The sequence below is a fragment of the Roseofilum sp. KMC-1 genome, from assembly GCF_057802075.1.
Genome location: NZ_CM173605.1, coordinates 1516378 through 1529750, shown reverse-complemented (window position 1 = coordinate 1529750; position 13373 = coordinate 1516378). Strand labels below are relative to the sequence as shown.

General features: G+C 45.6%; 14 protein-coding genes. 7 read left to right on the top strand and 7 right to left on the bottom strand.

All coding sequences use genetic code 11. The annotated features are described in order from the left end of the window. Positions 1–8 precede the first annotated feature (8 nt). Both AC3FZD_RS07130 and AC3FZD_RS07125 read left to right on the top strand, forming a co-directional pair. The gene (locus AC3FZD_RS07130) at positions 9–665 is read left to right on the top strand and encodes a hypothetical protein (protein WP_488739460.1); all 657 of its coding nucleotides are present in this window, start codon (positions 9–11) and stop codon (positions 663–665) included. Between the two features lie 333 nt (positions 666–998). Continuing rightward, the gene (locus AC3FZD_RS07125; protein ID WP_488739459.1) at positions 999–1706 is read left to right on the top strand and encodes a hypothetical protein; all 708 of its coding nucleotides are present in this window, start codon (positions 999–1001) and stop codon (positions 1704–1706) included. Positions 1707–1783: 77 nt separating this feature from the next. Here the strand turns inward: AC3FZD_RS07125 and AC3FZD_RS07120 are convergent, their stop codons facing one another. The 3 genes from AC3FZD_RS07120 to AC3FZD_RS07110 form a co-directional block, all read right to left on the bottom strand. Then, positions 1784–2320 (bottom strand): hypothetical protein, encoded by a 537-nt coding sequence (locus tag AC3FZD_RS07120; protein WP_488739458.1) that lies wholly within the window; start codon positions 2318–2320, stop codon positions 1784–1786. 277 nt (positions 2321–2597) lie between these two features. Further along, positions 2598–2756, bottom strand: a complete 159-nt coding sequence (locus AC3FZD_RS07115; protein WP_488739457.1) for a hypothetical protein — start codon at positions 2754–2756, stop codon at positions 2598–2600. A 402-nt stretch (positions 2757–3158) separates the two neighbouring features. Further along, positions 3159–3749 carry a hypothetical protein gene (locus tag AC3FZD_RS07110; protein WP_488739456.1) on the bottom strand — a complete coding sequence of 197 codons (591 nt, stop codon included), beginning with the start codon at positions 3747–3749 and terminating at the stop codon, positions 3159–3161. An 811-nt stretch (positions 3750–4560) separates the two neighbouring features. On the opposite strand from AC3FZD_RS07110, the gene AC3FZD_RS07105 reads away from it, so the two are divergent. The 3 genes from AC3FZD_RS07105 (at position 4561) to AC3FZD_RS07095 (ending at position 6143) form a co-directional block, all read left to right on the top strand. Beyond that, positions 4561–4692, top strand: coding sequence for an aminotransferase class V-fold PLP-dependent enzyme (locus tag AC3FZD_RS07105; protein ID WP_488740290.1), 132 nt, complete (start codon positions 4561–4563; stop codon positions 4690–4692). Further along, positions 4643–5299 carry an aminotransferase class V-fold PLP-dependent enzyme gene (locus tag AC3FZD_RS07100; protein ID WP_488739455.1) on the top strand — a complete coding sequence of 219 codons (657 nt, stop codon included), beginning with the start codon at positions 4643–4645 and terminating at the stop codon, positions 5297–5299. The genes AC3FZD_RS07105 and AC3FZD_RS07100 overlap by 50 nt, the downstream gene beginning before the upstream one ends. Before the next feature lie 85 nt (positions 5300–5384). Further along, positions 5385–6143: a class I SAM-dependent methyltransferase gene (locus tag AC3FZD_RS07095; protein ID WP_488739454.1), complete on the top strand. Its 759-nt coding sequence runs from the start codon at positions 5385–5387 to the stop codon at positions 6141–6143. Between the two features lie 81 nt (positions 6144–6224). Here AC3FZD_RS07095 and AC3FZD_RS07090 read toward each other — a convergent pair whose 3' ends face one another. Both AC3FZD_RS07090 and AC3FZD_RS07085 read right to left on the bottom strand, forming a co-directional pair. Next, positions 6225–6617 (bottom strand): winged helix-turn-helix transcriptional regulator, encoded by a 393-nt coding sequence (locus tag AC3FZD_RS07090; RefSeq protein ID WP_488739453.1) that lies wholly within the window; start codon positions 6615–6617, stop codon positions 6225–6227. A gap of 111 nt (positions 6618–6728) precedes the next feature. Then, on the bottom strand, positions 6729–6860 hold the full coding sequence (locus AC3FZD_RS07085; protein ID WP_488739452.1) for a hypothetical protein: 132 nt from the start codon (positions 6858–6860) through the stop codon (positions 6729–6731). A 153-nt stretch (positions 6861–7013) separates the two neighbouring features. Between AC3FZD_RS07085 and ppsA the strand changes: the two genes are divergently transcribed. Then, positions 7014–9515 (top strand): phosphoenolpyruvate synthase, encoded by a 2502-nt coding sequence (gene ppsA, locus AC3FZD_RS07080; RefSeq protein WP_488739451.1) that lies wholly within the window; start codon positions 7014–7016, stop codon positions 9513–9515. Between the two features lie 218 nt (positions 9516–9733). Here the strand turns inward: ppsA and psbC are convergent, their stop codons facing one another. Both psbC and psbD read right to left on the bottom strand, forming a co-directional pair. Continuing rightward, on the bottom strand, positions 9734–11095 hold the full coding sequence (gene psbC, locus AC3FZD_RS07075; protein ID WP_488740289.1) for a photosystem II reaction center protein CP43: 1362 nt from the start codon (positions 11093–11095) through the stop codon (positions 9734–9736). Positions 11096–11231: 136 nt separating this feature from the next. Beyond that, positions 11232–12290 (bottom strand): photosystem II D2 protein (photosystem q(a) protein), encoded by a 1059-nt coding sequence (gene psbD, locus AC3FZD_RS07070; protein WP_488736303.1) that lies wholly within the window; start codon positions 12288–12290, stop codon positions 11232–11234. A gap of 470 nt (positions 12291–12760) precedes the next feature. Between psbD and AC3FZD_RS07065 the strand changes: the two genes are divergently transcribed. Next, entirely contained in the window at positions 12761–13333 is a 573-nt protein-coding gene (locus tag AC3FZD_RS07065; protein ID WP_488739450.1) for a photosystem I assembly protein Ycf4, read from the top strand. Positions 13334–13373: the final 40 nt, after the last annotated feature.

Sequence of the window (13373 nt, the reverse complement as noted above, 5' to 3'; positions counted from 1 at the left end):
TATTACTCATGATTTTAGGCGTTCTTTTTGCAATCGACCTTCAATCTCAAGCAGTTATCGATCCAGTATTACAGGGAATGGGTAGGACAGGCGAAATTAGAGGAAACATAGCACATACTAACTTGCCGCAAACTCATCTAAAATTAGAGAACTCTAAAAGTCTCAAGCAATCAAGTGAAGCTTTGAGTGCATATACATTAACGATGAATAGTCTTGGTCTTATCAGGATTGGCATGACAGTGAGTGAAGCCTCTAGAGTATCTGGATATCGATTAGTTATGACTTATCGTACCCCTGACATTAATCTGCGTAGTGCCTCTGACAAGATTTGCTCTGTTTGGAAACCATTAGGCGCTGAAGAAGGTGTTAGTTTTCTAGCAACTGATAACATTATTGCTCGTATTGATGTGAGCAACAGTAGAATATCTACGCTGGGCGGTGCTAGGGTTGGTGATTCAAAAGAGCGAATACTAGAAATGTATTCAGGAAGAGCGAGAGTAACTGGTAAAACGCTCAGTGGTAGGGGTGAAGTTATCACTCTGTTTCCTAGTCGTCCCGAAGATAGAAACTTGCGTATAGTATTCGAGACTGGGCGTGATGGTAAGGTTAGATATTTTAGAGCTGGTAGAGTCCCTGAAGTCAATTATATTGAGGGTTGTTTATAAAAGAAAACTGTCGGATATAGTTAGATTAGTCTGCCTTGATAAGCTTGGAGGGAGAGTGTATAGAGAAAATCGCCCTTCCAGTACAGTTTTTTATATGGAGAATGGTAAAATTATTGTTTATGATATAAAATCTGAATAATCAGTTACAGTATGTCATTGCGATGGAGCGAAGCGGAATGAAGTAATCTCCTCCATCCCGGTAATCTTGGTAATTGCTTCCCTTCGGTCGCAATGACAAGTGTTTAAGCGGATTTGATATGACTAATTAAATCAACCCGGACAGTCACCGACCCGACTTCCATTTTTGGCAAAGTTGCGTTTAGGAGTTTATTAATGAAACTGTGTAACTCAATAGCTCTATTACTCATGGTTTTAGGCGTTCTTTTTGCAATCGACCTTCAATCTCAAGCAGTTATCGATCCAGCATTACAGGGAATGGGTAGGACAGGCGAAACCAGAGGAAACATAGCACATACTAACTTGCCGCAAACTCATCTAAAATTAGAGAACTCTAAAAGTCTTAAGCAATCAAGTTCTTCAATTGCTGATTTACCCGATGGGAATTATGCCTTTATAAATTCTAGAAGTCGAAGTAGAAGCCCGGACAGATTTGTCTTCCGAAAATTGGGGGATCGGTTTGTTGGTTACAATAGTGAGGGCCCTACCAGTATCTGTCTTGAAGGAAAGATACTTAGTGATGGAAGAGTTATTGGTATTGGCTTGGTTGAAAGTGATGGCTTCTTTCCTACTCCACAAGGCCCAAGGAATCAAATGTACCAAGGGTTAACTTGGGGAGCTACTGGAAACTTAAAGTTGAGAGAACCAGTCGCTTTCAATTTTCGATCGCCACGTAATAACCAATATCTTGTCTTCTGGAAGTTCCAAAGAGCTATCATTGCAAACCTTGATGGCTACCAAAGGCAAGATATGTGGTTGAGACGTAATACATGGGTTGTAGATCACATGCCACAAGATTGTCAAATTAGACATCCATCGACGGGAGAAGTTATTAATGACAGGGATTTAATTATTGTTGAATGATGCCCAGTAAATTAGTCTGATCGCTCTGGTAGAAATCAGCTATTATTCAGCAAAGGCTAGTTTGACCTCGATGCCAATCAGTTTTGGTATGGATGCATCCAGCATACTGAATTTCGGTTAAGTCTGACACATCTAGCAGTATCTGCTGATGATAGAGATCCGGGAAGATAATCAAGACTAACTAGATCTCGTGAATACTCAGGCCCACAAACTCCATCAACTTTAAGATCTTGCTGCTGGGGACAAACCTGTTGTCCACGACCATGCAAACCCCAAGAAATTACAGTTTTCACTCCATCTTCCCATGAAAGTACCATATAGCCTCCGCCCATCCACCAAGTAGCTTCATAAATACAAGTATTGTCGATCTCTATCCGATCGGAAACAAGATACCAGCATTTTGTTGTCACAGGTTTTATATTACCTGCATGGGTCATTTTACCAGGAACAAGAGTCAATACTAATATTCCCAACATTAGAGCTATATCGAGATAAAAGAAATCAGATTTCCAAAGTCTTAATTTTGAAAATAAACTAAGATTTTTTTGACATTTTCTCCAAAGCATTGATTTTTGAGTGTTAGATGGTTTCATTATTTCTACTACCTCCGGCATAGTTGATCGAAATAATAACCACGACCTCTTCGTGCTGTGCTGTAGTCGGACTGGTTTCCTTGTAGGTCAATCCACCAATCGGAGTTTGGAGTGCGGCTATCTGCCTGACTCGCGCCGACTCGATTTAACGAACACACAGCGTAATATCGTGACCGACCGCTGTGAGCTACATACTCTTCAGATGTTCCATACTCACGGACTTGCTGGAAATCAAAGATGGCAGAGTTTGCGGTAACTCCATTTCCCAAACTAATGCTTTCAACTGGACTCATCCCTGCTACCAAAACACGGCATCCAGTCCCACATCCGTAATAGAAACCTTCAAATGGATATCCCAGAGTGAAGTTACTCGCGTTGCTAATGTGAGGTATTTGGGGTGGCCACCAACATACAGAGTTTCCTCTAACATCAACACAGTCAAAAACCATAGTCTCATACTTGAATCTTAATCGATCCCGCTCTTGGCGTGAGACGCGACGACCTTCCATAAAAGGATTCTGGTCATAGCTCCACTCGCCACAAACTCCGTCAACACTCACATCTTCACATGAGCCGTCGCCGTATTCTTCCGGAGTAAAACGTATGGCTGTCGTAACTCCATCATTCCAAGTCAAGCTGATCACACCAGTACCATGAGAAAAATCGACTTCATACTCGCAATCCTCTCTCAAGCTTTGTTGACCATCTCGACGGATAAACAGACATCTCGTCACCTCAGCACCTCTAGTTGGCGAAGCTAGATGTAGAGATAAAAGTAACGTTGTTGCGATAATTGCAGAGTACTGAAAAACCTTCTTTACAAGTGAAATTTCCATTTTGAACACCTTATATTTTCATCTTAGTTACTACAATAGTCTCTTGTGCCATAGCAATTTTTTCCTTGATTTAATAAACGTCTTTGCTCACTATTCACGGCAGTAAATGGGAGATTAATACCAGGAAAATTCTGATACTGACTGTAATAAGTACCTAAAGGGTCTGCTAAGGTGCTTCCATAGGTAGTGACAGTTAATGAGTCATAATATCTAATGTTCTCGCATTTCCAAGTTTCTGACTGACGCTGACAGTTAACTCCAATTATTGTTTTAGGAAGCCGCCTTGTGTAGGTAACTACATTACCTCGAATGGTAGGTTCAGGGAGATAGCGATTCAACATATCACCTGGGCCGTAGTTTCCTTGAGCAGTAAATTCACTCCGTATGACCCAACGTGCCGTATTATTTTCGTTTAAACAACCCATAGTGAACGTAGCGTCTGTAAAACTCATGTTCCCTGCACCATCAATTCTTTCCCAAGCTCGGTTGGTTGAACACTGGTAAATATTATTTTCGGAAATTTTACGAATTACACCAATCGAGCCAGCTAAAGCCAGAGATGGAAATGAAGCTGAAAGAACTAAAAACAAATAAAGTAAGTTGATTTTTTTCATATACAGTGACTTTATTAAAAACATGGGGTATCTTAGCTATATTATCGGAAATTTAGTCAGATACATAAACCCTAGCGAATTTAAGAACGCCCCCCTACCACTACCGTTTAAATTCAGAAACGCGACCAATCGGGTTCTTGCCAGCAAATCGAGTTGCCACTGACATCTACACAATCAAAGCTCAGGGTTGTGAAGCCTTCGCTTCTAATTCTATTACGCTCCTCTCTTGTTATACGCTCGCCACGTGCATTTCGGTAGCTCCATTCACCACAAGTTCCATCAACACCAACGGTTTCACACGGTCGAGAACCTTGTAGTTGTAAACCGAAGTTGATGTTAGTAACCACGCCATCCTCCCATGTTAGAGTTTTCACCCCTCCACCAGTCCACAAGTAGCCCTCAATAGTACAGGTTTGAGCCAGTTTCCGTACTTCATCGCGATAGAACAAGCACCGAGTGCCAATAGGGTCTAGCCTTTCCATCGCCATCGAAGGCTGCAAAAAGACAATCGAAGTGGGAAAGCTGATTGCGAGGAGTATCGCCAGCTTGAGTGGGTTCAGCGATCTGAGCATTTTGGATCTCCGTGTTACAAAGCTATAACTGTTACGCAGACAGGATTTGGACGACTATTAGCTGCACTTATTCCCCATGAATCCAGAAGAGCCATAGCAGTATAAATCTGTAGTAGTCGCGATTACCTTCCATATAAAACTTGACTTCTATGAATTACACCCTTTCTACCACAAAAATTTGTGCGAAGCCAACCATCACCGACCACACCTCCACTAAGCTCGATGGCAGTTAACTCGCCATTTCCGGTCATAAACTCTACGCCCCCAAAGGCATTGGCGCATTAGTCATCCATCCCCGTTATTCCCTCCATTCCCTGCTGTATGGGGCAGGGGGTTTTCAAAGTCATTTTTTGCGATCGCTCAAAGTCTGATGGAGAGAGGATTTTATACCTTTTTTCAAAAGTTGACATCAAATCAGAACAAACAACAGCGATCGCTGGACTAGGAGAGGATTTCAGAACCTACCCCATTGATTTTGGGGGCGAGAATGAAAACCCCCTGCTGTATGGGGGAGCGCAAGAGCGAGAACTGCGCCCAGGAACCCTGAACACCCCCGGCATTGTCGGCTTAGGAGAAGCCTGTGCCTTACGCTACCAGGAAATGGAAGAAGATGAAACTAAAATCGCCCAAAACCGCGATCGCCTCCAATCTCTACTCATCGAAAACATCCCCAACCTCATCATTAACGGCGATATTCACCATCGTTTAGCCGGAAACTTGCACATTTCCATTCCCCATATCCCCAACAGCGCCATAATTGCTCGCATCCGCCATCAACTCGCCCTCTCCACTGGAGCAGCCTGTTCTTCCGGAACCCCAGCCCCCTCCCACGTCCTCCGAGCCATGCAACTGCCAGAGCCTGAAATCGATGGGGCACTGCGAATTAGCCTCAGTAAATTTACCACAGAAGCCGAGAGCGATCGCGCCGCATCAATCTTAATCGAGGCCATTACCCAACTCAATCAACTCCTGACTTAAAAAATGGTTGCCTAGAAAGTGATATCAAATCCGCCTAAACCTTTAAACTAGAAGAATCCGATAAACCCTTACTCATTCCCAAACTATGCCCACTGTTGAATATAACTTAGAATTTTGGTCAAATTATAGCTGGTCTGATCAAGGTGATGAATGGTCTCATGCTTGGGGCGGCACAGAGTTTTTGTGGTGGGGAACCCTGTATCCTCGGATTCAAGCCTTTATTCCTACGGGCAGTATTTTGGAAATTGCCCCTGGTTATGGTCGATTTACCACCTATTTTAAGGATTATTGCCAAGAATTAACGATTGTTGATTTAGCTGAACCCTGTATTGAAATTTGTCAAAAACGGTTTGCTAACTATTCCCATATTAAATATTATGTGAATGATGGCAAATCCTTAGACATGATCCCCGATCGCTCCATTGATTTTGTGTTTAGCTTTGACTCCTTAGTTCATGCCGAATCCGATGTCATCGAAGCCTACTTAATGCAACTAGGGCGCAAGCTCAAGCCCAATGGAGCCGGGTTTATTCATCATTCTAATATCGGTCACTTTAAGGATATTTCTGGAAATTTACCGTTTCCGAATATTCATATGCGAGCCGAAAGTATGACCGCTCGATTGTTTGATGAATATGCCCATAAAGCGGGACTGCAATGCTTCAGTCAAGAATGGATTAACTGGGGCGATCAAGATGACATCCTTAAGGATTGTTTATCCACATTTAAGGTAAAAGATCCCCAATGGAACCAACATAATCGGGTATTGAAGAATCCCCATTTTATGGAAGAGGCACAACGGTTGCAGGACATCTCAGTGTTGTATCGTCCCTCTCGCTTTTAAAGAATGACTAGAATAGAGCAATAGAGATAGGGGTGAAAAAAATTTCGCCCCTGCTTGTTGTTGCTGGGAAATGAATAGAGTTTAAGGTTTAGTTATGGCATGGCAAGAACAAGATTGGTTTAACCATCGCTCTCCAAGTTGTTTGAGTTCCGCTAATACAGGACGCAGTTCTCGCCCTTTGTCAGTGAGGGAATATTCTACATGGGGCGGGATTTCGGGATAGACAGTACGTTTGATCAATCCATGGTGTTCGAGTTCTCGCAAACGCAGGGTGAGAGTTTTGGAGCTAATACCCGGTAAGGCATCGAGAAGGGCATGGGTGCGGCGATCGCCTTGGAACAGTTCTCGCAAAATCAGAACCGACCATTTTGAGCCAATTAAGTCCAGCACAAATTGAATTGGACAACTGGGTACAAAACAAGTGGACTCTGGGATAGAGACATCTGTTTCGACTGAGTTAGGTTTATAGTTCATAACCGAATACCACTCACCTTAATGTTTATTTAAAGATGTTTGTATCCCTGACCACATCCTATTTTTTCCCTTTGGGTAAGTAAGGATTCAGGGCGTACCTATCTTGTAATTTTAATAGAAAGTAATAGCCTGTAAGAAGAGTGAATCCAAAGCCACTATCACGGGCAATTGCCCAACGGTTAACGCTAAAGCCTTAATGTATAAAGGTTTGAGGCGATCAATAACTGTTAGTTGATAGTTCAAAATTGCAGAATGTTGATACAAATCGAGAGAGAATTTAATCTCTCTTAACCTCTAAGGCAGGATGCAGACACAAAACTCCATTAAAAAGTATGACTGTACTGTACTGCCTAGCTAAATCGAATTGAATTGAAAACCCATGGAGGGTATTGAACCATGACTCAGACCTTAGCCGTAGGAAATATAACCAGTGAAGCTGAAAAAAATGAAGCTTTCGTTCTTTGGTTTGAACAAGTTGGGATCGCTGATATTCCCCTAGTTGGGGGTAAAAATGCCTCCCTAGGGGAAATGATCCAACAATTAGCCCCCAAAGGAGTAATCGTGCCCAATGGGTTCGCGACGACTGCCCATGCTTATCGCTACTTCATCAAATCCGCAGGCTTAGAGAGCAAACTGCGGGAATTATTCTCAGATCTCGATGTAGAAGACCTGCCCAACTTACGGCAACGGGGTAAAAAAGCGCGATCGCTCATTCTCGATACTCCCTTCCCAGAAGACCTAGAACAGGCGATCTCCAAAGCCTACGAAAGAATGTGCGAGTGGTACGGCAAAGCCGATAGCGGAGAATTCAACGACACAGACGTAGCCGTGCGCTCTAGCGCGACTGCCGAAGACCTCCCTGATGCCAGCTTTGCCGGACAACAAGAAACCTACCTCAATGTCTATGGTGTAGATGCCGTTCTCAAAGCTTGCCATAAATGCTTCGCCTCCATCTTCACCGATCGCGCCATCTCCTATCGTACCGTCAAAGGCTTTGACCACTTTGATGTCGCTCTATCCGTCGGCGTACAAAAAATGGTGCGCTCTGACCTCGCTTCCTCTGGAGTCATGTTCTCCATCGACACCGAAACCGGCTTCAAAAACGCAGCCCTCGTTACTGCTGCCTATGGTTTAGGAGAAAACGTTGTTCAAGGAGCTGTCAACCCCGACGAATACTTCGTCTTCAAACCCACCCTCAAAGACGGCTATCGTCCCATTCTAGAAAAACGCCTAGGCACAAAAGAACTGAAAATGGTCTATGACCTCGGCGGATCGAAACTGACCAAAAACGTTTCCGTTCCCGAATCTGAACGGGGCAAATATTGCCTCAACCACGATGAAATCCTTCAGTTAGCCAAATGGGCTTGTATTATTGAAGACCACTACTCCGAAGTTCGGGGCAGTTACACCCCCATGGACATTGAATGGGCAAAAGACGGCATTACCGGCGGCCTGTTCATCGTTCAAGCCCGCCCAGAAACCGTTCAATCCCAAAAATCCGGTAGTATCCTCAAAAACTTCAAACTCAAAGGCACATCGGACATCCTGGTTCGCGGTCGCGCCGTCGGTGAAATGATTGGTCAAGGAAAAGCACGAGTGATCATGGATGTTCACCGCATCGACGAATTCCAAGCCGGTGAAGTCTTAATCACCAACAAGACCGACCCCGACTGGGAACCGATCATGAAGAGAGCCAGTGCCATTGTCACCAACCAAGGCGGTCGGACTTGTCACGCAGCTATTATTGCACGGGAAATGGGTATTCCGGCGATCGTCGGTTGTGGAGATGCCACCCAACTGCTCACCACCGGTGAAGATGTCACCGTATCCTGTGCCGAAGGTGAAGAAGGACGGGTTTATAAAGGTCTTGTCCCCTTTGAAGTCATCGAAACCCAACTCGACAACCTACCCAAGACTCGCACCCAAATCTTGATGAACGTGGGCAACCCCGAAGAAGCCTTCGGTTTATCCTCCATCCCCTGTGACGGCGTAGGATTAGCCCGCTTAGAATTCATCATCGCCAACCATATCAAAGCTCACCCCTTAGCTCTACTCAAGTTCAACGAACTCGAAGACGAGTTAGCCAAACGGGAAATCGCCAAACTCACCGCCCTCTACGACAACAAACCCGACTTCTTCGTAGACAAACTGGCCCATGGTATCGGCATGATTGCGGCTGCCTTCTATCCCAATCCCGTGATTGTACGGATGTCAGACTTCAAGAGTAACGAATATGCCAACCTTTTAGGCGGTCGTCAGTTTGAACCCAAAGAAGAAAACCCCATGATTGGCTGGCGTGGTGCATCCCGCTACTATGACCCCAACTATCGGGAAGCCTATGCCCTAGAATGCAAAGCCCTCAAACGGGTTCGGGATGAAATGGGCTTAACCAACGTCATTCCCATGATTCCCTTCTGTCGCACCCCTGATGAAGGTCGCAAAGTGTTGGCGGAAATGGAAAGCAATGGCTTGAAACGCGGTGAAAATGGCTTGCAAGTTTACGTGATGTGCGAATTGCCCAGTAACGTCATCTATGCAGACGAATTTGCCCAAGTCTTTGATGGCTTCTCCATCGGTTCCAACGATTTAACCCAATTAACCTTGGGATTAGACCGTGACTCCGCCTTGGTTGCTCACATCTTCGATGAACGCAACGAAGCCGTTCGCCGGATGGTACAAATCGCCATTAAAGCAGCCAAGAAACACAATCGCAAGATTGGTATTTGCGGTCAAGCACCTAGTGACTATCCAGAGTTCGCCCGCTTCTTAGTCGAACTCGGCATTGATTCCATGAGTTTGAACCCGGATTCTGTTCTCAAGACCATCTTGGATATCAGCAAGATGGAGCAGTCCGGAACCATTATGGATGAGGTTTTGCAAGTCGCTAAAGCCAACTGATAACAGGTTTGGATTTTGGATTCACTCTATCTCAGCAATCTAAAATCCACACAAACTGCCCTGGGGGAGAAACAACCCTGGGGCGGTTTTGTGTTTAGGGTTGATGAACCGGACTTGATATCAAGCATATTGAACAAAAGAAAGAGAGAGGATTGAATTCCTCTCTCTTTCTTTTGCAAGAGCTAGGTTTAGCTCTAATATCCCAAGTTAACCGATAATTAATCCAGGTCGCCCATAGACAGAACTGGCTCATTTTCGCGGTCAATGCCTTTTTCAAAGCCAGCCGCCGCAGCACGAGCGCGACCCGCGTGCCACAGGTGACCGACAAAAAGGAAGAAGCCAAAAATGAAGTGAGAACCAGCTAACCAAGCACGGGGGTTAACATAGTTAAACCCGTTCGGCTCAGTAATAATTCCACCAACAGAGTTAATGGAACCGTTGGGAGCATGAGTCATATACTCAGCAGCACGACGCAATTGCCAAGGTTGGATATCATTTTTCAGTTTGTTGAGATCCAAACCATTGGGCCCACGCAGAGGCTCTAACCAGGGGCCTTGGAAATCCCAGAAGCGCATGGTTTCACCACCGAAGATGATTTCACCAGTGGGAGAACGCATCAGGTATTTACCTAGACCGGTGGGGCCTTGTGCAGAACCGATGTTAGCTCCTAACTTTTGGTCGCGAGCTAAGAAGACAAAGGACTGAGCTTGAGAAGATTCAGCGTTGGTGGGGCCGTAGAATTCACTAGGATAGGCAGTATTATTAAACCAAACATAGGCAGAAGCCACAAAGCCCATCAGAGCTAGAGCGCCTAAGCTGTAAGACAGATAAGCTTCCCCAGACCAGATGAAGGCACGACGGGCCCAGCCAAAAGGTTTGGTGAGAATATGCCAAATACCACCGGAGATACAAATCAAGCCAATCCAGATATGACCGCCGATGATATCTTCCATGTTATTGACCCCAATGATCCAGCCTTCGCCGCCAAAGGGAGCATTAACGAGATAGCCAAAGATCACAGCCGGGTTGAGGGTGGGGTTACTAATAATCCGCACCGCACCACCACCAGGGGCCCAGGTATCATAAACGCCACCGAAGAACATGGCTTTGAAGACTAATAACAAGGCTCCTACCCCTAACAGGATCAGGTGGTAGCCAATGATATTGGTCATTTGGTTTTTATCTCTCCAGTCATAGCCGAAGAAAGAAGAGTATTCTTCTAAGGTTTCCGGGCCACGGACAGCATGATAAATTCCACCTAAGCCAAGGACGGCAGAGGAGATCAGATGCAGAACGCCAACTACAAAATAGGGGAAGGTGTCTACAATTTCGCCACCAGGGCCAACACCCCAACCGAGGGTAGCCAGGTGAGGAAGCAGGATAGCGCCTTGCTCATACAAGGGCTTTTCAGGAATGAAGTGAGCCACTTCAAACAGGGTCATTGCGCCAGTCCAGAAGACAATCAGACCGGCGTGGGCAACATGAGCGCCCAGCAGTTTACCGGATAGGTTAATTAAACGGGCGTTACCAGCCCACCAAGCAAAACCGGTGGATTCTTGGTCACGACCGCCCATTACCATTGAAGTATTAAAGGTGGTTTGCACGCTAGTCGAACCTCTTGTTCTATTCTCTACGATCTAGGTCAGAAAAATGGTGAATCGATCAAGGGATGTCAGTCATTATCCCTGATTTGGGGATAATGACAACAGGTTTATTTTACAGAGCATTACCGCGAGGAAGAACTTCTTCGGGGAAGGTAAAGAACTCATGGGGTTGGTCAGCGGGAGCCATCCAAGCGCGAATACCTTCGTTCAGCAAGATATTCTTGGTGTAGAAGGTTTCAAATTCTGGATCTTCTGCTGCTCTCAATTCTTGAGATACGAAGTCATAAGCCCGCAGGTTGAGGGCTAGTCCGACAATGCCGACGGAACTCATCCATAAACCGGTTACGGGAACAAACAGCATGAAGAAGTGCAACCAACGTTTGTTGGAGAAAGCAATACCGAAGATTTGGCTCCAGAACCGGTTGGCGGTGACCATGGAGTAGGTTTCTTCCGCTTGGGTGGGTTCAAAAGCGCGGAAGGTATTGGCTTTTTCTCCATCTTGGAAGAGGGTATTTTCGACGGTGGCTCCGTGGATGGCACAGAGTAAGGCTCCGCCGAGAATTCCAGCTACTCCCATCATGTGGAAGGGGTTGAGCGTCCAGTTATGGAATCCTTGTAGGAAGAGGATGAACCGGAAGATGGCTGCGACTCCGAAGCTGGGGGCAAAGAACCAGCTCGATTGTCCCAAGGGGTACATGAGGAAGACGCTGACGAAGACGGCAATGGGGCCGCTGAAGGCAATGGCATTGTAAGGACGGATGCCGACCAAACGAGCGATTTCAAATTGCCGGAGCATGAAGCCAATCAAGGAGAAGGCTCCATGGAGAGCGACGAAGGGCCAAAGTCCACCGAGCTGACACCAACGGGCGAAGTTGCCTTGAGCTTCGGGCCCCCAGAGGAAGAGCAGGGAATGTCCCATGCTATCTGCGGGACTCGATACGGCTACGGTGAGGAAGTTTGCGCCTTCGAGGTAGGAGGAGGCCAACCCATGGGTATACCAGGAGGTGACGAAGGTGGTTCCGGTGAGCCAACCGCCGATGGCGAGGTAGGCACAGGGGAAGAGTAGGAGTCCTGACCATCCGATGAAGACGAAGCGATCGCGTTTTAGCCAGTCATCGAGGACATCAAACCATCCTCTTTCACTGGGGGCGCGTCCGACTGCGATTGTCATTGAGCAAATCCTCTGGCGTTACAAATTTAAATCAATTGCAGGGGATGAATTCCCAAAGGTTCCCTGAGCGGATTTTTCAGGGATTGACTACTCGGTGGTAAAATCCTTGAGTGTCTTTCCCTATTGGGTAATGACCTCTCCACTTTCAGGAACAGCCATTACTTTAATTAATTTGTCACTGGAGCTTCTACTCAGGGGCAAATTAATCTTTCTTAACATACCACAAGAAAGCAGAAAAGGTATCCAATTCCTTAAGGGGATTGGATTTTCTGCATAATATATATAATAAACAATCTGAGAAATTTTACAATATGTCACACATTTTCTGGGATTTTCTCAGAAAAGAGAGGAGCTAGATGAGGGTTCCCTAGATCCAAGGCGATCGCCTTGGGTCAACGGTGGGTAAAGAGTAAGGTAAAATCAGAAGGCACTCTTAAATTTGGTATAGCGATCCAATCTTACCCAGACCTATGACGGCACAAGGAACCTCCACACCAACTGACAAAAAAGTTTTACGTCAATCCATTCTCGGTTCGCGCCGATTGAGTAATTATGCTTGGGCGATCATCATTTCTATCGGGGCAACAGGCTTTTTACTGGCAGGGATATCGAGCTACTCACAAGTGAATCTGATCCCCTTTAGCAACCCCACTGAGCTAATCTTTGTGCCTCAAGGTTTGGTGATGGGCTTATATGGCAGCGCCGGGATATTATTGGCTCTCTATTTATGGCTGGTGATTCTGTGGGATGTGGGCGGCGGCTACAACGAATTTAACGGAAATACAGGCAAGGCTAGGATCTTTCGTTGGGGCTTTCCTGGCAAAAACCGCCAAATTGACTTGACTTATCCCTTAGAAGATATTCAAGCGGTGGGCGTAATTATCAAAGAAGGACTCAATCCCCAACGGAAAATTTATCTGCGCGTTAAAGGAAAAGCCAATATTCCCTTAACCCGTGTGGGACAACCCATGAGCCTCTCAGACTTAGAAAACCAAGCCGCAGAGTTAGCTAGATTCTTAGAAGTCCCTTTAGAAGGACTCTAAGTCACCGATTCGGTACAATTAATTCCGTAGCCTTGGTAAC